The sequence below is a fragment of the Nocardia sp. NPDC052566 genome, from assembly GCF_044547285.1.
Classification (GTDB): Bacteria; Actinomycetota; Actinomycetes; order Mycobacteriales; family Mycobacteriaceae; genus Nocardia.
Genome location: NZ_JBIUAF010000001.1, coordinates 1006850 through 1024726 on the forward strand (window position 1 = coordinate 1006850; position 17877 = coordinate 1024726).

The window sequence follows — 17877 nt, forward strand, 5'->3', positions numbered from 1 at the left end:
TGCTTATAGGGGCTATAGGGGTTCCGTCGTCGGAATACCGCACGCCGAAGACCCCGCCTTGCGCTGAAGAGTGCGGTCGGGCGGGGTCTTCGGGGCTATCAGAGGGCGAGGAACCGGTCGGTGCGAACACCGTCGAGGAAGGCATTCCATTCGGCGGGGGTGAACCGCAGTGCGGCCCCGTCTTGGTCATCGTCGGTGTTGAATACCGCGATCGCGCCATCACGTAGCAGAGCCCAACCCACGCAGTTGCCGTCGGGGCCGCTGGCCGCGGCTTTGTACATGGCGATGGCGTCCAGATCCTTCTTGTGCATCATCGGCGAATCTCTCTCGCAGGCAATCGGATTCGGGAATTGCGACAGCAATAACGGAATGGGGCCGCGCTCGGCTTATGCGAAACGCGTGCCCGCGCATGGTTATCTTCACCTCTTGGTGGTGGCCCCCGAGCAGAGGAGCTACCGACTTCGAGGGTGCGCAGAACCTGTACGAATAGGGCACGCACGATGACTCCCCGATCACTGACCGCCGACTGAGAAACCGGAGCCGCGCTTCAGGACTCGGGAAAGGGAACGCTCTGTTCAGCATACGTCAACCACGCGTGCCGGACATTGGTTCGAGGGTGGATCGTCGCCGGTAGATGCCGTCGTCGTGGACCCTCGTGCCTTGGGCGGACTCGATGAAAGCCTCGGTCCGGACCACGGCGCCATGGGCTTGCGCCGCAACCATCTGTGCGCGAAGCAAGCGGGCCTTGGCCGCCCGCACGCTGCGTCCAGCGACTACGGCTGCCGCTCTGAGCTGGTCCAATTTGTCTTTCCGGCACTGTGCGTCACGCAGGATCTGCTCGTGCCGTTGATTCGAAGTCGCCTCCATGGATACAGGGTTGCCATTGCCGGGCGATCTACACAGCGGGCTTTTGTCCGCATCTGCCGACGTTGTGGCGCCGAGCTCCCGGTGATACCGGGGTATACTCGATGCGATCCCCGAGTCCCGAAGCGCGGCTCCGGAGCTGGTTACGCGACCCTTCGGAGGATTCCATGGCGGACATACCGTGTGCCGAACACCGAGGTTGCGTGATAGCGCACCTACCCTTGGACCGGCCGCGGCCGGTAGCCGGGACGCAGAGGGATGCCGGAACGCAGAGGGATATCGTCGGTTTCGCGGAGTCGGGTGATGAATTCGCCGAGTCGGGTGATGAATTCGTGCGCCGGCTGTTCGATACCGGCCTGCGTCTGCACGGGCTTCGCGGACGCTTCACGGATGGCCCGATCGATATCGCGAAGGCACGGGCGAGCCGGGCCGCGATCGTCGAAGTTCTCGACTGTATCGATGGGATCATTCGCGATACGCGAGTGGCGATGCTGGCCGTGACCACTTCGGGCGATCGGCGCGTTCGCCGGAGGGGGCCTCTCGGCGCGCTAGACTCAGACGGTGCTCAGGAGCCCAGACATCCATCGTCGCGCCTGCCGGGAACGGGACCGGTAGGTCTGCGTGAACCCGACAATGCCGGGGAGCGGCGACCTTTCGGTGCTCGATAGCTACAGGATCGTCGCCATCGCCTCGTCGGCCGGTGGCATCGCCGCATTGGGGAATCTCCTCAAAGGACTCCCCGAGGACTTCCCGGTTCCCGTGCTCGTCGTGCAGCATCTGGACCCGCGGCACAAGACCGTGATCGCGGACGTGCTCGGGCGGAAGTCGCGGATGCCTGTGCAACTGGCCGAGGCGGGGTTCCAGGCGCAGCCCAGTACCGTCTACGTCGCGCCGCCCAACTTTCATCTGCTGATCGACGGCGACGGAGTCATGTCGCTGTCCAGCAGCGAACTCGTGCATTTCGTCCGCCCTTCGGCGGATCTGCTGTTCGAATCGGTGGCAGGCGCCTTCGGCGCGCGAGCGATCGCCTGTGTGCTGACCGGGTCGGGCAGCGATGGCGGGATGGGGGTCAGCGCGATCAAGGCGAGAGGCGGCACGGTCATCGTGCAGGAGCCGGACAGCGCCGAATTCAAGGGTATGCCCCATGCCGCGCTCGCGACGGGGGCGGTGGATTTCGTTTTGCCGCTAGGTCAAATCGCCGAGGTGCTCTGCGGATTGCTGGAGGTGCGTGAGCTGTGACGATGTCGGACGATCCCGAGACCGCCGACGTCGTTCCGGCGGACGGTGGTCTGGAAGACCTGCTGGAATTCATCCGTGATTCGCGCGGATTCGATTTCACCGGATACAAGCGCTCTTCACTGGCGCGGCGTATCAGGAAACGAATGCACGAGGTGAGCGTCGAGGGCTACGGCGACTATCGCGATCGCCTGGAGAGCAACGCCGACGAGTTCCGGTATTTGTTCAACACCGTACTCATCAATGTGACGAGCTTTTTCCGCGACGTCGAGGCCTGGCAGTACATGGAGCGGGAAGTACTGCCGGAAGTGGTCGGCTCGGTGGACCCGGGTGGCGAGATCCGGATCTGGAGCGCGGGGTGTTCCTCCGGTGAGGAAGCGTATTCGCTGGCAATCGCGCTGGCCGAGCTGCTCGGCATCGAGGAGTGCACCCAACGGGTGAAGATCTACGGCACCGACGTCGACGAGGAGGCGTTGCGCGACGCGCGCACCGGCCTGTACTCGGCGCGAGCTCTGGAGCCACTGTCCGCCGAGCTGCGTGAGCGCTATTTCGAGCCCAGCGGCGACAAGTTTCTGTTCCGGTCCGATCTGCGCCGCCGGGTGATCTTCGGCAGGCACGACATCACCCGTGACGCGCCGATCTCGCGGCTCGACCTGCTGGTGTGCCGGAACACGTTGATGTATTTCAATGTCGAGGCGCAGTCCCAGATCCTGGACAGATTCCATTTCGCCCTGCGCGAGGGCGGCGTCCTCTTCCTCGGTAAGGCGGAGATGCTCCTGTCCGACGGTGAACGATTCGAGGTCGCGAATATGCGGCAGCGAATGTTCCGGCGCCGTGCCGGGGCAAGCGCCGCACCGCATGTGGCGCAGCCTGCTCGCCTCGAGATCGGGCTCGGGCAGGAGGTGCAGGGCGTAGTGCGGAAGCGACAGCTCAACGACCTCGCCCTGGAGTCTGCCCCGTACGGCTTGCTCACGGTCGGTACCGACGGGCGGGTATCGGTGCTGAACGGCCAGATCCGCAACCAGTTCGCCTTGAACGCGCACGATGTCGGCCGTCCGCTCAGTGAGCTCGAAATCTCCTACCGCCCAGTCGAATTGCGCTCACTGATCGAACAGGCGCACGCGGAACGCCGGGTGATCCGAGTGAATGCCGTCGAGCGCAGGCTCGGCCCCGAGGACGTCCAGTACTTCGACGTGCTGATTCAGCCGCTCTGGGCCAGTGACGGTGTCACGCTCGGCACGGTGGTGCATTTCGTGGATACCACGGTGTCCACCCGGCTTTCGCTCGAAGTGAAGGTGAAACGCGAGGAACTGGAGACTGCCTACGAGGAGCTCCAGTCGACCAACGAGGAGCTGGAAACCACCAACGAGGAGTTGCAGTCCAGCATCGAGGAACTCGAGACGACCAACGAGGAGCTGCAGTCGACGAACGAGGAGTTGGAGACCACCAACGAGGAACTCCAGTCGGGCAACGAGGAACTCGAGACGATGAACGAGGAAATGCGCATCCGCACAAACGAATTGGACGAGGCGCGCACCTTTCTGGAGGGCGTGCTGTCCAGCGTCGCCGCCGGAGTCGTGGTACTCGACAGTGAACTCCGGGTGCGCAGCTGGAATCGCGGCGCGGAAGAGCTCTGGGGTCTGCGATCCGGGGAGGTTCAGCAACAGTCTTTTGTCGCACTGGATTTCGGGTTGCCGACCGAGCAATTGCGGGCCAGCATCCAGCAGTGCCTCGAGTCCGGCAGGCGCATGGGCGCCATCGAGATCCCCGCGATCAACCGTATCGGCCGGTCGATTACCTGCGCGATCACCTGTTCGCCGTTGGACGGGAGCCGAGACGGGGTGGTGCTGATGATGGAGGAGATTCAGTCGCCGTCGCCGACAGTGCCTTCGGCACAAGATAACTGATCGGGCGTAGGGGTTCGGCGAGTATCGTTGAGAGCTGTGGCGGCGAGCTTCGACGCGCAGGACGGGATCGCGCGCGCGTGGCGGGATTGTGCCGCCGAGCGTGAGCGCGCAGAGCGTTCCGCGCGAATCGCCGCCGAATACGAGGCGGCCGCGCAGCTGCCGCCGGAGAGCATGCGGCCGTTCCGGCGGCGGATAGCCAAGCTACATCGCACGATGGAGGCGCGGCATGCGGCCTGCGCCCGGCTGCATCGGTTGTATGCGTTGCGGCTGCAGCGGTGGCACGGGGCGGGCGGCCATGCGCTGCGCCCGGTGTTCATGACCGTGGTGGCGGAGATGCTGCGCATGGACGGGGCCGGGCTCACGCTGTTCGGCAACGACCAGGAGGAGTTGCTGATCGCCGCGTCGGACGGCAGGTCACACGAGGCGCTCGAGCTGGAGTTGACGCTGGATGAGGGGCCGGCCAGGGAGGCAGCGCGCGGGTGCGCGGTGCGTGCGGACGGCGTGGAGATAGCCGATCGCTGGCCGCGTTACGGTCCGGCCGCCGCGCAGCTCGGTATCGACGGTATCGTCGCGGTGCCGCTGTCGGCGGGGACGAATCGCCTCGGCGCGCTGTGCGGCTTCGGCGCCGATCTGCGTGAACGCCCAGGTCAGGTGGCCGAAGCTCGCCGGATCGCGGAGATATTGACCACCTCCATCCTGCTCACCGTCGACGAGTCGCGAACCGGTGGTGCGCTGCACGGCCCGGTATTCGATGACGCCGACTATCTGGACACGGTCCACCAGGCCGTCGGCATGGTGGCGGTCCAGTGCCGCTGTGATACCGAGACCGCACGCGTGCTGCTGCGGGCTCGTGCTTTCGCCGATGGCGTGCGGATGCGTGAACTAGCGTCGCGGGTTGTGCGACATCAGAGTCGGCTCGATTGAAGGGTCGGAGCGGTCGATGGCGGATGAATTGGCCACGGGTATGTCGCGGCTGGCGGGACTGCTCTTGTCCACCGGTGATCTCATCCGGTCGCTGTCCGACGTCGCCGACGTGGTGACGACGATGCTGCCGGAACGGCCGATGACGGGTCTGGTGCTCCTGCGGGCCGACGACGTGACGGTCGGCGGCCACCCCGGAATCCAGCGGCTGCTCGTCGAGGAGGCAGGTATCGCGGGTGGATTGGGGCCGAGCCGGGAGGCCATCGCGACCGGGGAACCGGTATCGTCGCCCGATCTCGCGATGGAGCGGCGCTGGACCGGCTATCCGAAACGGGCACAGGCGCAGGGGATTCGATGCGTCTACAGCCAACCGTTCGGTGCGGGTGAGGATGTCGCGGGCGCGCTGGAGCTGTACGCGCGGCGCCCGACGACATTCGGCGACGAGACCTGCCGGGCAACGGCATTCACCGCCGAGCATCTCGGGGTGCTGTTGGCGATCGCGGACAATGCGGCCGAGCAGAGTGCGCTGGCCGGGCAGCTTCGCGCGGCGCTGGTGTCGCGGTCCGCGATCGATCAGGCACTGGGGATCCTGATGGGCAGGTATCGGTGCTCGCGGGATGACGCCTTCGCCAGATTGCGCGCGGTATCGCAGCACCGCAATGTCAAGGTCGCCGAGCTGGCGGGTGAAATCGTCGAGTCGGTCAGTGGATTGCCGCCCGCGCCGGTGCATTTCGATGAAGCCCGGCGACGAGCACGCTAGTCGGGTCGCTCGGATCCCGCTTTCTCGCCGTCCCGGATCGTATCGCGCTGACGGTGCAGCGCCTCCCTGGTCCGGTGCAGCGCCGTGTGGGAATCCTCCAGTGCGATTCGAGAGCTGCGCAGGATCCGTGCGGACCTGCGCAGTGCGGCGTCGGACGCTCGCAGCAGGGACTCCGACGCGCTCGCGCGATGTCTGGAATGTCCACTGCGGTCGGGGATCTCTCCGGGGATATCGGTGGTCATGCTTCGCCTCCACACGTATGGTGTCAACGACTTCAGCATGCCCCCAGCACGACCGGTGCGTTAGATCCGGATGGCGATTCCGGGGGTCGGCTTCGACCTGTCAGGCGAGGTAGAAGGTAACCGAAATCGACCAGAGGATGTCATCTGGGGACCTGCTCCGGAATAATCGTATGCATGGCTGTCGAGTACAGGCGACACCCGCGTGAGTTGTCGGACATCGAATCGTTGCGACTGCTCGGTACCACGCGATTCGGCCGGCTCGTCTTCACCCGGCGCGCGTTGCCCGCCATTCGGCCGGTCCCGCATATCGTCGACGGCGACTGCGTGATCATCTATGCCGACCTCGGTGCCGGGATTTTCGCGGATCGGCAGGTGCTGTGCTTCGAGGCGGACCTGATCGATCACCGCACGCTGCTCGGCTGGTGCGTGATAGTGACCGGCCTGGGTGAGAAAGTGAGCGATCCGGAGGAGATACACCGGTATCGGCTGATGCTGCCGCCTGCGGCCCTCGGCGCTCGCGATCGGATCTTCCGCATCCACGCCGACATCGTCACCGGCATCGACTTCGTGCCGATAGCGGACATCGCCGACCAGCGCTTGGCCTGACGATCGGCCGCGGCCGGCGCCGTGCGGCGCCCGCTACGCTACGAGTAGTCGTGACACGCTTGAACCAGCAAGGGAGACCTCTGTGCGCTATACGAGCCTCGTCGATGTCCTGCTGATCGCGACGCGCGGTGACCATGTGCTGCTGGCGCGCCGGGCGAACACCGGATACGGCGACGGGCTCTGGAATCTGCCCTCCGGCAAGCTCGAAGCGGGCGAGGATGTCGAGGCCGCCGTCCTCCGCGAGGCGCACGAGGAGGTCGGTATCCGGCTCGGCCGCAACGACATCCGCATGGCGGCCGCGCTGCACTATCGCCCGGGGGACGGTGCGGCGGCGCGCGTGGGATTCTTCTTCCACGCCACCGAGTGGCACGGCGAGCCGTTCAACGCCGAGCCGCACAAGTGCTCCGATGTCCGGTGGTTCCCCCTTGCGGAGATCCCGTTGGATACCGTCCCCTACACCGCGCAGGGCCTGAAACTGTTCCTGCGCAACGAGAACTTCGGCGTGTTCGGCTGGCCGCAGGACGAGAAGGTCTGCGGCCGAACGGTTTCCGGCTGATCGGGGTCAGGCGCGCTCGTCCTTGATGGCGCGAACCACCGCGGCGATCTCGGTGTTGATCGCCGCGGTGAGTCGTCCGGTGTCGGCGGCTGTCGCGGCCGGGGGCCGGTGGGCGGTGATCAGGTAGCGGCCGTCGTCGGCCAGATCTCGCCACTCCAGGTGGCGGATCACTCTGCCGCGCGGGCCGAAACGCGAAAAGCCTTGGCGGACGGTGATCCAGCCGGCCGCGGTGGGCACGGTCTCCAGAAAACGGGTGCCGTCGTAGGTATCGAGCTCGTCGAACGCGCCCCTGACCACCGTTCGGTTGAACGCGTCGCCGACCTCGTCCTCGGGACGCACGGGCATGGGCAACGAGATGTATGGCCGCTTGCCGGGATCGGCCTTCGGCAGCTTGGCGGCGATCGTCTCGGCGAGTGCGAGCACCTCGCATTCCGTGATGACGAAACCCGCACTGTGCTGGACGGTTTCACCGGCGAGTTGCTCGAGCACGTAGGCCCTCTCGCCACGGCGGACGCCGAGCACGCGGATGCTGCCCCCGGGGTTGCCGGGATTCCGGCCGTCTATGCCCCGCAGCACGATTCGGATATCCGGACCGGCAACCATGTCGAATATCTCGTCCGCGGAGTGGCCGACGGTGCGGTCGAGATGCGCTCGGGCCTCGCGCTTTTCGCGCAGGTAATCGTCGTAGTCCGGGGTCCGGCTGAGGAAGGTGAACGGTGCGGGCAGGGTGTCCTCGCGCAACTGTTCCCAGAGCACGATGAACTCGACATCGGTGAACCGCCAGGTGCGCTTCATCGTTCGATGACCGGTTCGACGACCCGCGGCGCCGTGCCGACGGCTTCCTCGATCGGCGCGGTGGAGTCCAGGAAGGTGGGGCGTTTGCGGTTGTTCGCGTCGGTGCCCGCGCCGCGACCCGCCGCGCCCGTCGCGCCGGGCGATCCGGGTGTCGCGGCCATCGGGGCCATTCCGGCGCGCCCGAGCGCGGCGGCCGGGGCCGCGCCGGACAGGCTCGCCCGCGGAAACAGTTTGGCCTGCGCGGCGGCATCGCGCCCCGATACCGAACCGGGAACTCCCACACCGGGTCCCGGTCCGCCGACCTTGGGCAGACCGGCCTTCGGATCCAGTCCGGGCGTGCCGGAAATCCCGGGCATGCCTGCCCGCGCTTGATTCCCCGCCGCCCGCTGTGCGGCTTGTTCCGCCGCCTGCATCGCTTGCTGCATGGCCTGCTGTCCCTGCTGGGCGGCCTGCGCCGCGGCCGACTGGGCCTGCTGTTTGCGGGCGGCGTCGTGCATCTCCTTCTGGAATTTCGCCGAGTCCTCCTGCTGTTTGCGCGCCCTTTCGCGCTGTTCGCGGTTGAACCGGTCGGCTTCCTTGGATCGCCGCTCAGCGTCTTTGAGCAGTTTGTCCTGTCGCCTGCGCTGGTCCGGTGTCAACCCCTGACCGGGGCGGGTGCGCTGCCGCGGCGTCGGGGTGGCGCCGGGCCGGAAGCGTTGGCGTCCACCAGGTCCCGGACCGGGGCCACCACCGCCCTGTGGCGGAGCGTGCCGCGAACCCGGCGGTGGACCGGATTGGTCGCCGGGTGGTGGGCCGGGGCGATGGTCCGGCGGTGCTGCGGCGGGCACGGTGGCCGGCGGGGCGCCGTTGACGCCAGGGGGAACCTGGCTCTGGGGTCCGCCGAACGACGCGGCCGGCTCCGGCAGGTGGGGAATATAGCGATAGGTCTCGGTCACGCCCTTGACGAACGAGGATTCCATATTGAGCTGATAGCGATAGGTTTCGTCATCGGTCGTGCCCGCGTACCCGCCCTTGTCGCCGTATTCGGTTTCCCCCGCCGGATTCTCTTCTTTCGGTGGCATGCTCAGCTCCGTCGACCGTAGCCAGCCGCCGACGAACTCGAGGTTGTAACTCATCCGGACCATGCCGTCGTGCAAACCGGGCACTGCCTTGTTGATGTAGGCGTCCACCGCCCCGATCACGGCGTCTCGTCCGTACCCGGACCAGCGTTCCGGGCTGCTGACGGAATGCAGCGAGCCGGAAAGCTCCGCGTACACCGTCACTAGTTGCTTGGCCAGCTCCCGCCATTTCGTCGCGCCGTACGTCGCGAGCGAGATATCCGGGCTTTCCCGAATGTTCTTGCCCAGCTGGAAGAGCCACTTCCAATCCTTGTCGAAGGGATGATCCCGCTTGTCTGTCCACCAGCCGTTGTTCGCCGAGTTGTTCGGCTGCTTTGTTAAAGCCGCATTGGGTGGCGGGAACTTCCCGTTGATTCCGATGTCCGGTAGCCGGACCGGCGGCACTGTCACCGAGGGCAGTGGCGTGCCGCCTATCGGAATCGCTTCGAAGGAGTCCCTGGCGACGTGTTCGGTTCCGGCATAGGCTTTTCCGAGCACGATGAAGGTGGCCCGCATCTCCCGGAGAATGCCGATGTGCTGGCCGAGGACGTCGTTCAGCCTGCCGGCTTGGCTGCCGAGCCGCTCGAAAAGTGGTCCGGAGGATATTGTTCCCGCGATCGGATCGAGTATCGGAATATCCTCGGTGACGGCCTGCATCGTCGTCAGGCGGCCCAGTGCGTCCGCGATGTGATTCGCGATGACCCTGGCCAGTTCGAACTGGAAAGTGAGTCGCTGCTGACCCGGTGCCGGATGGGTGGTCATCCGCCTGAGCGCGGGCCAGGGATTGCCCGCCGGTGGCGTCGGTCCGGAATTCGTCATTCGTCGCTCTCCTGATCATCTCCGACGGCACCGAACTCGGTGTATACCGAACCATTGGAGCACGGGATGATCGTTTTCCGGGCCGCTGACGGATTGTCTTTACCGGGACCGAAGACTTTACCTTTTCCGAACATTCCGGGCGCACAATGGATTACGCCGAGCTGGTTTCGCCCGGGCGATAGCCGGTGTTCTGCCCGAGCACTCGATCGAGGGCCGCCATGACGTGGTCGAGTTCGAGCGGCGCCAGTTCGAAAGCGGCCAGGTCTCGGTTGGCCTGATCGGGAATATCCGCGGCGTCGAACAGCGCCTGAAGCGCCTCGACGACGGCCGCGGCGCGCGCCTGCGGTGGGGCGGCGTACGCCTCGGCCAGCCGGCGCGCGATATCGGCAGGCGCCGGATGTTCGGAATAGAACGGAAAGTACGGGTGGATGGCGGCTACGCCGTGATACGTCTCGTCGGCGGTATAGCCCGGTTCGACAATGCCTTTGAGCGTGAGCCGGATCGCGTCCCACTTGACGGCGATCTGTTCGGGCGTTGTCGCCTCGGTGTGCAGCCACCGATGTAATTGATCGGCGTACAGGCCGCTGTTACGCCAGTCGTGCGGGCTCCACGGCGTCCACGCCTCGCCGTCGGCGTCCACCGAGCGTCCGAGCCGGTCGGTCCAGCGCGCCAATTGACCGCTCTCGATCAGGGCGATGATCCTGGTGGCGGTCAGCGATACCGTGGCGTGGTAGTGCACCGCGACAGGCCTGCCGAGCGGATCGGTCGAGGCGGGGCCGACCGGCACCCGTTCGACCGTGGTGAGCGGGGCCGGGCGCTGGTCGCCGTCGGGATGGAACTCCGAGCGCGGCAATCCGGACGGGTCGAACACCTGATCGCCGCTCAGGGTAGTGATCGGGAGTGTCCAGCCGTGCTGCACCGGCCGGAAGTACTGGTTCCACCGGTTGGCCTTGTTGCCGTCGTACTCCCGCGCGGACAGGTATACCGTGGGCACACCGAGGATCATGGGGATCTCCAAAGCGCCACTCTCCAAACCGATCTGCGCCACGTTCCGGTTGCCGGCGAGCCTGCGGAAGAACAGTGCCTGTTCCCCGTAACTCAGGCCGTCCCGCTCCCAGAACCTGACCAGGGTGCTCGTATCGACGCCCTCGAGAACGCCGGCGCGCCGCCACATTTCGAGCATGCCCGGGCGCCCCGCGAACAAGTCGTCGCCGACAAGCACGATGCGGCGATCGGGGTGTCGCGCGCGCATCGTCTCGATCAACTGACGGATGTGTGCGGGCCTGGTGTCCAATTCGGCGCCGCGGGTGCCGTACGGCCGCGAGTCGCGCACCCACAGCAGCGTGTACTCCCGCGGGCCGGTATCGCCGTCCTCGTGCGTGGTGAGTAGCCGATTCAGGACGGCATCCGCACGCGCGATGCGGTTTTCGGCGATATCCCCATGCCCGAGCACGGCGTCCAGAATGGCCCCGCGCGCGGCGACCGGAAGGTCACGGATCTGGTTCAGCGTGAACAGATGTGCTCGCTGCCAGCGCGTTTCGGTGTAGACGACATCGCGGGCGTCTTCGGCCACGGCCACCCGGATCCGGCTCGGGTCGATCCCGTAGTCCTGGATGAGGCGCTGGCGGATCCGCAGCGCCGCACGGAGCGGCTCCGCGTGCAGATCGAACAGAGCGCGGATCAGCTCGCCGTGCGATACGCCGTCGATCGGCAGGTTCTCGGCCCAGCGTGCGAACACGACGGCATTGGCCTGCTCGGCGGTCATCCCCGCGGGAAGCTCACCCAGATAGGCGATGTGGGCGAGCTGTGCGTTCAGCGCCGACGATTTGAACACGCCGTTGGGACGGAAGGCGATCTCGATCGTGGTCTCCGGGTCGACCGTCAGCGCCATGCTGTGGATATGTTCCTCACCGCTCTGATGCGAGTAGAACCGCAGGTGCTTGTTGTCCATACCGGAGATCCGCTCCGGCGCGACGCCGACCTGGTCGAGCTCGCGGTGCAGCCGGAACACCATGTCGGTCACCGATGTCTGCTCGACGTAGGCCACCAGTTCCGCGAGGAACGCGTCGAGGCGGCGTCCGCCGTCGGCGGACAACCCGTCCCACCGTGCGATCTGGTCCGGGGTGGCGAAAATGCCCGAGGGCGGCGCGTCGGCGGCTCCCTCGATGCGCTGCACACCTTCCTGCGGTTCGGTGGCGACGGGGTCGGCCGCCGGCGCCTCGGTCGGTGGCGGGGTGGCCTCGCCGATCCAGCGCCGCTGCCGTGGATCCCAGTGCGCGTGCAGATCCTGGTCGCTCAGTAGGGGATCGAGGAACAAGCGCGCCAAAGGCATTGCCTCGTCGAGATTTCGGAACGGCAGTGCGTCGGTGGGACCGAGATGCTGGTTGAACCAGACCACCCAGTTCTCGTTCGGCAGTACGAAATGGCCGGGCACCTCGAGGTGATCACCCTGTTGCTCGCGCCAGCGGATCTCCTCGCGCAGGTTCTGCTGTGTGGCGGCGCCGTCGAACGGGGTGGTCATGGCGAGCAGCAGTACGTCCGCCAGATCCTGTGGGCGATAGGGGAGTTCGCTGCCCGCCCGCTGACAGGTATAGATGTTCTTATCCGGCTGGAACTCGCAGTCGCCGCACTTCGGCGTCACGTGATAACCCATGGTGAACATCCCGGCGATCTTGTGCAGCAAGACGTCGCGTACCGACAGCAGTGGCAGTTCCGGTGTCGGCGGCATGGTGTCGGTACGCAGGATCTCCGCCGGGAACACGACGGTATCCGGCGGATCCCACATCGGGATACCGCGCTCGGGGTTGAGGTCGACGCCGACCTCCATGACTGTCGTCGCGCCCAGGTAGGCGATGTGGAACACCCGCACGCCGCCGTTCTGCAGTGACTCGTGCCGGTCGTACTCGAACCTCAGGTGATCGCCGTGCTCGCGTTGCAGCGCTTGGCGATACTCGGCCACCAGTGTCTCCGCGTCGACCGGCGTTCCGTCCTCGGTGATCCGGACGAGGTCGATATCGGCGCTGGTGCGCGCGCCCGGGATGCGGGCGAGCATGCCCTGGCCGCCCTTCAGCACCCAGTTGGCGCCGTGCTCGGAGCTGAACAGGCGCGCGAGGGCGCGCTGGAGCGTGAACTGCTGGATCTGCGCGGATCTGCCGCGGGCGAGGTCCTGTGCCGCCGTGCGCGCGGCATCGAGAAGTCGCCGATAGAACGCTCCGGTTTCGGGGGGATGTATTCCGGCCCCCTCGGGGCGCTGCTGCGTGTCGGAGGGATCGGGTCGCGCGAGTTCCTCGTCCAGCCGGGTGGCGAGCGTCGAATCGTGCGCGTCCAGGAGCGCGCGCTGGTCCGGTACTGCACTCAGCAGGCCGAGCGCGTTCGCCAGGTCGGACAGATCCGTGCGCAGGCTCAGCGTGCGCGCGAGATTGCCGCGGGAGCGATCGAGTTGTCCCACAAGCACCTTGGCCTCCGCGTAACGCCCGGCCAAATGCGCGGTCAGCACCCGCGGCTGGTCGTTGTCCGGATCGCGGTCGACCGAGGGATCCTGTGCCAGTTGGATTTCCGCGAGCTCATGCGCCACCGCGCGCGCCACATCCTGATCGCGCGCGCGTGGCGAGATGACGACGTCGTATTCCGAAGTGCCGGTGCGCCGCGCGAACTCGGCGACCACGCCGTCGCGTGTCGGTCCTACCGCGATCCGGACGACGACCGGGTCGCCATGCTCGTTCCGCAGGAGGAAGTGCCGCGCGGCCTCGTCCCAGCGCGCGCCGTCCGGGCGAATCAGCTCCAGATTCTCGGTGATCTGGTTCAGGACAGCGGAATCGGTGAGATCGCCCGCTCCGGTTCGCGCATTGCCGCGGAAGGCGCCGAGATCGGCGGCGTTACCGCGATGGGCACGCGTATTCGCCACCCCGGCACGGCCGTTCGGATCGCCGCCGGGGTGGCGGGCGCCCGGATCGAGCACGATGATCGGGCCCGGCGGTACTGCGGTGCCGTCGGCGATCGGCCGATCGGTGCCGACCTGTAGTGGGGATGGGGGGTCGTCGAGGGGCGTCCGCTGATCGGTTCGTATGGCGATCGGTTCGGGACCGCCGGTCACGGGTGTCCGTGCGGCGGCGGCCCGGGACCGGGGCGTGCTGTCGGGGATATTCACGCCGCCATTCGGATCGGCGGCACGCGGTGGACCGTCCACGGGCGCACGGCCGGACGCCACGCCCGGCCCGACCGGGGGCACGCCGGTGGTCGGCTGAGCATGCCAGGGCCCCGCGGCGGGACCTGCTGGTGCGATAGACGAATTGGACGTGGGCGATGCGATGGGCGCGTGCGATGCGATGGGTGTGGGGAGTGTGCTGGTCGTTGTTGAAGCGGCATTCGTTGGTGATGTGGTGGTTGCTGGTGGCGTGATGGTCGTAGGCGGTGCGATGGGCGTGGGCGGTGCGGTAGATGCGGGTGATGCGACGGGCGGCGTCGTGTGCGGGATCGGCTGCGCCATCGACGCGGACACACCGTTGACCGATGCGTTCGTGTCAGAGGTAGCAGCGCGCGCGCCGGTGGTCGGTGCATCCGAGGCGGGCACGCCGGAGGTCCGGGCGCTGCCGTCGCCGCGCGCGCCGGGGTTGCGGGTGCTGCCGTCCGCCGGGGCGGCGCCGGTGCCGCGGAGGGGGAGCCGCCGCCGTTCGGGGCGCTCGGGCCCGAGGCGTTCGTTCCCGGCGAATTCGTGCCCGTGCCGCTCAGTGGCGCACCACCGGTGATGTTGCCTCCCACCGTATTCGGGGCACCGATCGATGGGTTGGGCGCCGAGGGCGCGGCGGCGGGTGCGGTGTCGGCCCCGGCGAGGTCCGGTGCCGAACCGTGCCCCGGCCCGCGATATCCGCGCAGCGCGCTCGGGCCGACACCCAAGGCCGCGCCGCTGAGGAATCCGAGCGGGTCGGCGCTCCACTGGTTGGTGAGCGCACCGGTGGCCGCGACCGCCCCGGCCGCGCCGATGAGACCGGCACCGGCGCCCACTGCCGCACCACCCAGCATGCCCTTGAATCCCGGCTGCTCCCATTGTGTTCCGGTGAGACGGGTGTGCAGTCCGAAGCCGCCGAGTCCGCCCGCCGCGCCCGCCAGCGCGGAGATCTGCGCGTTCAGAATCAGCTTTTTCCGATCGAACCTGTCCTGGAACCCCGCGTCGATATTGAGCTTCTGTATCGCGGCTTCCTGCGAAATGCCCTGTGCGACTTCCTGGAGCGCTTCCTCGACCATCTCGACGACGGCGCGCACCACCATCTCGCTCTTGATGCTCAGCCTGGCCAGCAGCCTGGCGATCACCTTCTCCAGCGCCATGCCGAGCCACCGGCATCGGAGCTGGGTCTTGCCGATGATCTCGATCGAGGCGGCCCAGCCGCCGGGACCACTTGCCGCCGCCCACTCCAGTTCCAGTGCCGCCCAGCCCAGCGTGAACAGGATGTCGAGTTTGGTGGACCGGATCGCGAGGGCGAATTCCTCGGCCTGCTGACCCCTCGCGCGGTAGGCCGGGACCATGTCGTCCAGCGATCCGGCCCCGGAGCGCAGGTTGTTCAGCACCTGCTCCATCCGGTCCCGCCCGTGTCCGGAGCGGTACCCGGCCTGCGTTGTGGCGAGCCCCTGGTCGGCGTCGGCGAGCACACCACGCAGATCGTCGCTCAGCTCTGTCAACGATCGCCCGAGCACGCGCTGCAGATCCTCGTTGCCCTGCGGCCATTCGTTACCGGCGAGCGGGGCGACCCACTGCAGCCAGCCGGGAATCTCGATCGCCATCGTGGTCTCCCCGCTTCACCACGCCTGGCGAATGGAGCCGATATCGCGGAGGTGATCGCCGTCGAGCTCCTCCACGTCGGCGAACGTCATCGCCGTGGCTTGCGCGGCGAGCTCTCGGCGCTCCGGTGCGCCGGGAGCGGCCGTGGACACCGGGAGACGCAACGGCAGGCCGGTCTCGAAATCGGGCATGCCCTCGATCACCTCCGACACCTTCGGCAGCCGGGTCTGCCGTGCGGTGAGCGGTTCGATCAGCGCCTGTGTCTCGCGTGCCACCGCCGCAGCCGCTTCCTGCGTGAGATCCCGTATCGCCGAGGCGATCTCGTCGTAGTCCAATTCCGCGATGTCCGAGGTGAACTGGACGTCGATGAGGAGGCCGTCGGCGTTGACGGTGACCGTGATCCGCTTGTCCCGTGACGTGGCGTTCGCGGTGAGCAGCACGCGCCGCTGCTGGACCTCGACGACTTCGCGCATCTGCCGCTGGAACGCTTCCAGCAGCGATTCCATATCCGAGTCGAGGTGTTCGGTGCTCATCTCGGCGTTCAGCGCCGCCGGCCGAAGGATCCGGTGTTGGTATGTTCGGTCCGCTCGAGCTTCGCCGCGGCCCGGTGCTGGCCGCCGGAAATCTCCTCGAAGGACCGAGCCATGTTCTCGGTGTTGCGGATCAGCGCGTCCATGCCGGTGACGAAACCCTTTCCCCCCGAACCGTAGGCGAATTCGGTACCGAATTTGTCGGCGCTCCATGCGGCCGATCCCACCGACATCGCCGCATAGGCGTCCGTGACGATCCGCTGCAGGCGTTCCCGCACGGTGTCGTGGTCGCCGCCCGCGCGGCGCACGATATTCGGAGATACTTCGAGATGTTCGGTCATATCGCTGTCCTTCGAACTGGTCCCGCCGCGATGTGCTCCGATCATCGCATCGAGACCGGCAGCGCGCGAGACCAATTCGGGAAACGCCAGCACGGTGTGTTCGGGGAATGTAAAGGCGTGAGTTCCGCGGATCATCGTGGCGTGGGTGGCGCGCATACCGGTCGTGCGAAAGGTACTATGCGGCCATGGAATTGGGGGCTTTCGTCAGGGAAATGCGAGGTCAACGGCCGGATAGGCCGGTGTCCGCGAATTCCCGGTGCGGCATGCGGGGTAGCAGATATCTGCCTGTCGGTCCCCCGCCCCGTATTCGACGGTGGTGCGCGACAATGGATTGCGTGAGGCTTGCAGTCGTCGAAGAGGATCAGGGAGTCGGGGATGCGCTCGCTGAGGCGCTCAGTATCTGGGGTTATGAAGTCGACCACAAGAGAACCGGTGCGGAATTGCTGGACTCCTATGGTGGTTACGATGCCGTGATCCTCGATCTCGGCCTGCCGGATATGGACGGGATGCAGGTACTGCGACGCTTGCGGGCGGTCAGCACGATGCCGGTTGTCATCCTGAGCCGTCATGCTGACGAGCGTTCCATCGTGCGCGGATTGCGTTGCGGCGCCGATGATTACATGGTGAAACCGGCGCGCATCCCGGAGCTGGTCGCCCGGCTCGAGGCGGCCAGTCGTCGTGCGGCCACGCCGGGCGGTCCGACGCCGCACCTGGTCTCCGCGCGGGATGTGCAAGTGGATCTGCTGGCACGGCAGGTCGAGGTGAGCGGCGCTCCGGTCACGCTGACGCACAAGGAGTTCGAACTACTCCGGATACTGGTGGAGCGCCCCGGTTCGGCGGTGAGCCGCAGGCAGCTGGTGGATCGCCTCTGGGGCGGCGTGCTGATGGAGATGTCGCGGGCGCTCGATGTACATATCGCGGCATTGCGCGCGAAAATCGATCGGCCCGGATTGATCGCCACGGTACGCGGTTACGGGTACCGGTGGGAGGGTTGACGGAAATGGTGCCACCGCAGGGGGTGGCACCATTTCTCGCTACGCGGTCGCGGGGCCGATTTCTCGTTCTACGACCAGTGCCACGTGTAATCGGGACGGGCACTGTAGTTTCAGCATCACCTGCCGCAGATGGTTCACCACGGTCCATTCCGAAATTCCGAGCCTGCTCGCGATCATCCGATTCGTCATACCGGTGGATACGAGTAGCGCGATCTCCCGTTGGCGGTCGGTGAGCACATCGAGCGACGGCGGTTGGTTCCGTTCGGCAAGCAGCATAGATTCTGTCCGTTCACGCGAGCCATGTTCCCGTACTGGCTGAATGGTGGGATCTATCGACACGCTATTACGTGGGCCGTGCCGGATGCGTCTATCCCGGATTGGATTTCGATCTGCACCCACCGTGGTATTTCCGGCGCCGGGGTAAACCTGAGATGT

Annotated in this window: 16 protein-coding genes; 7 read left to right on the forward strand and 9 right to left on the reverse strand. The window is 66.7% G+C overall.

Annotated features, from left to right (window positions below; translation table 11 throughout):
• Window positions 1–98: 98 nt before the first annotated feature.
• Window positions 99–314: a DUF397 domain-containing protein gene (locus ACIG5A_RS04280; RefSeq protein ID WP_397237551.1), complete on the reverse strand. Its 216-nt coding sequence runs from the start codon at window positions 312–314 to the stop codon at window positions 99–101.
• Window positions 315–1521: 1207 nt separating this feature from the next.
• Between ACIG5A_RS04280 and ACIG5A_RS04285 the strand changes: the two genes are divergently transcribed.
• From ACIG5A_RS04285 to ACIG5A_RS04300, 4 genes are read left to right on the forward strand one after another with little or no spacing between them, the layout of a single operon-like run.
• The gene (locus ACIG5A_RS04285; protein WP_397237555.1) at window positions 1522–2103 is read left to right on the forward strand and encodes a chemotaxis protein CheB; all 582 of its coding nucleotides are present in this window, start codon (window positions 1522–1524) and stop codon (window positions 2101–2103) included.
• A 2-nt stretch (window positions 2104–2105) separates the two neighbouring features.
• Window positions 2106–4007 carry a CheR family methyltransferase gene (locus ACIG5A_RS04290; protein ID WP_397238805.1) on the forward strand — a complete coding sequence of 634 codons (1902 nt, stop codon included), beginning with the start codon at window positions 2106–2108 and terminating at the stop codon, window positions 4005–4007.
• Window positions 4008–4043: 36 nt separating this feature from the next.
• Window positions 4044–4931, forward strand: coding sequence for a hypothetical protein (locus ACIG5A_RS04295; protein ID WP_397237557.1), 888 nt, complete (start codon window positions 4044–4046; stop codon window positions 4929–4931).
• Window positions 4932–4947: 16 nt separating this feature from the next.
• Window positions 4948–5688, forward strand: a complete 741-nt coding sequence (locus ACIG5A_RS04300) for a GAF and ANTAR domain-containing protein (protein ID WP_397237559.1) — start codon at window positions 4948–4950, stop codon at window positions 5686–5688.
• Here ACIG5A_RS04300 and ACIG5A_RS04305 read toward each other — a convergent pair.
• Window positions 5685–5930 carry a hypothetical protein gene (locus ACIG5A_RS04305; RefSeq protein ID WP_397237561.1) on the reverse strand — a complete coding sequence of 82 codons (246 nt, stop codon included), beginning with the start codon at window positions 5928–5930 and terminating at the stop codon, window positions 5685–5687. The two genes, ACIG5A_RS04300 and ACIG5A_RS04305, sit on opposite strands and share 4 nt — an antisense overlap.
• Before the next feature lie 174 nt (window positions 5931–6104).
• Between ACIG5A_RS04305 and ACIG5A_RS04310 the strand changes: the two genes are divergently transcribed.
• Together ACIG5A_RS04310 and ACIG5A_RS04315 are read left to right on the forward strand one after the other, a co-directional pair.
• The gene (locus ACIG5A_RS04310) at window positions 6105–6536 is read left to right on the forward strand and encodes a pyridoxamine 5'-phosphate oxidase family protein (protein WP_397237563.1); all 432 of its coding nucleotides are present in this window, start codon (window positions 6105–6107) and stop codon (window positions 6534–6536) included.
• Between the two features lie 82 nt (window positions 6537–6618).
• Window positions 6619–7092: an NUDIX domain-containing protein gene (locus tag ACIG5A_RS04315; protein WP_397237565.1), complete on the forward strand. Its 474-nt coding sequence runs from the start codon at window positions 6619–6621 to the stop codon at window positions 7090–7092.
• A gap of 6 nt (window positions 7093–7098) precedes the next feature.
• On the opposite strand, the gene ACIG5A_RS04320 is transcribed toward ACIG5A_RS04315, so the two are convergent.
• From ACIG5A_RS04320 to ACIG5A_RS04345, 6 genes are all read right to left on the reverse strand, one after another.
• Window positions 7099–7887 (reverse strand): ESX secretion-associated protein EspG, encoded by a 789-nt coding sequence (locus tag ACIG5A_RS04320; protein ID WP_397237567.1) that lies wholly within the window; start codon window positions 7885–7887, stop codon window positions 7099–7101.
• Window positions 7884–9803 carry a hypothetical protein gene (locus ACIG5A_RS04325; protein WP_397237569.1) on the reverse strand — a complete coding sequence of 640 codons (1920 nt, stop codon included), beginning with the start codon at window positions 9801–9803 and terminating at the stop codon, window positions 7884–7886. The genes ACIG5A_RS04320 and ACIG5A_RS04325 overlap by 4 nt, the downstream gene beginning before the upstream one ends.
• Before the next feature lie 151 nt (window positions 9804–9954).
• Window positions 9955–13950 (reverse strand): nucleotidyl transferase AbiEii/AbiGii toxin family protein, encoded by a 3996-nt coding sequence (locus tag ACIG5A_RS04330; RefSeq protein WP_397237571.1) that lies wholly within the window; start codon window positions 13948–13950, stop codon window positions 9955–9957.
• The gene (locus ACIG5A_RS04335) at window positions 13947–15578 is read right to left on the reverse strand and encodes a hypothetical protein (RefSeq protein WP_397237573.1); all 1632 of its coding nucleotides are present in this window, start codon (window positions 15576–15578) and stop codon (window positions 13947–13949) included. The genes ACIG5A_RS04330 and ACIG5A_RS04335 overlap by 4 nt, the downstream gene beginning before the upstream one ends.
• Before the next feature lie 15 nt (window positions 15579–15593).
• Window positions 15594–16109: a YbaB/EbfC family nucleoid-associated protein gene (locus tag ACIG5A_RS04340; RefSeq protein WP_397237575.1), complete on the reverse strand. Its 516-nt coding sequence runs from the start codon at window positions 16107–16109 to the stop codon at window positions 15594–15596.
• A gap of 8 nt (window positions 16110–16117) precedes the next feature.
• Window positions 16118–16582 carry a WXG100 family type VII secretion target gene (locus ACIG5A_RS04345; protein ID WP_397237577.1) on the reverse strand — a complete coding sequence of 155 codons (465 nt, stop codon included), beginning with the start codon at window positions 16580–16582 and terminating at the stop codon, window positions 16118–16120.
• 200 nt (window positions 16583–16782) lie between these two features.
• Here ACIG5A_RS04345 and ACIG5A_RS04350 point away from each other — a divergent pair, with 200 nt between their 5' ends.
• The gene (locus ACIG5A_RS04350; RefSeq protein WP_397237579.1) at window positions 16783–17442 is read left to right on the forward strand and encodes a response regulator transcription factor; all 660 of its coding nucleotides are present in this window, start codon (window positions 16783–16785) and stop codon (window positions 17440–17442) included.
• Between the two features lie 39 nt (window positions 17443–17481).
• Here the strand turns inward: ACIG5A_RS04350 and ACIG5A_RS04355 are convergent, their stop codons facing one another.
• Window positions 17482–17718: a helix-turn-helix transcriptional regulator gene (locus ACIG5A_RS04355; protein ID WP_397237581.1), complete on the reverse strand. Its 237-nt coding sequence runs from the start codon at window positions 17716–17718 to the stop codon at window positions 17482–17484.
• Window positions 17719–17877: the final 159 nt, after the last annotated feature.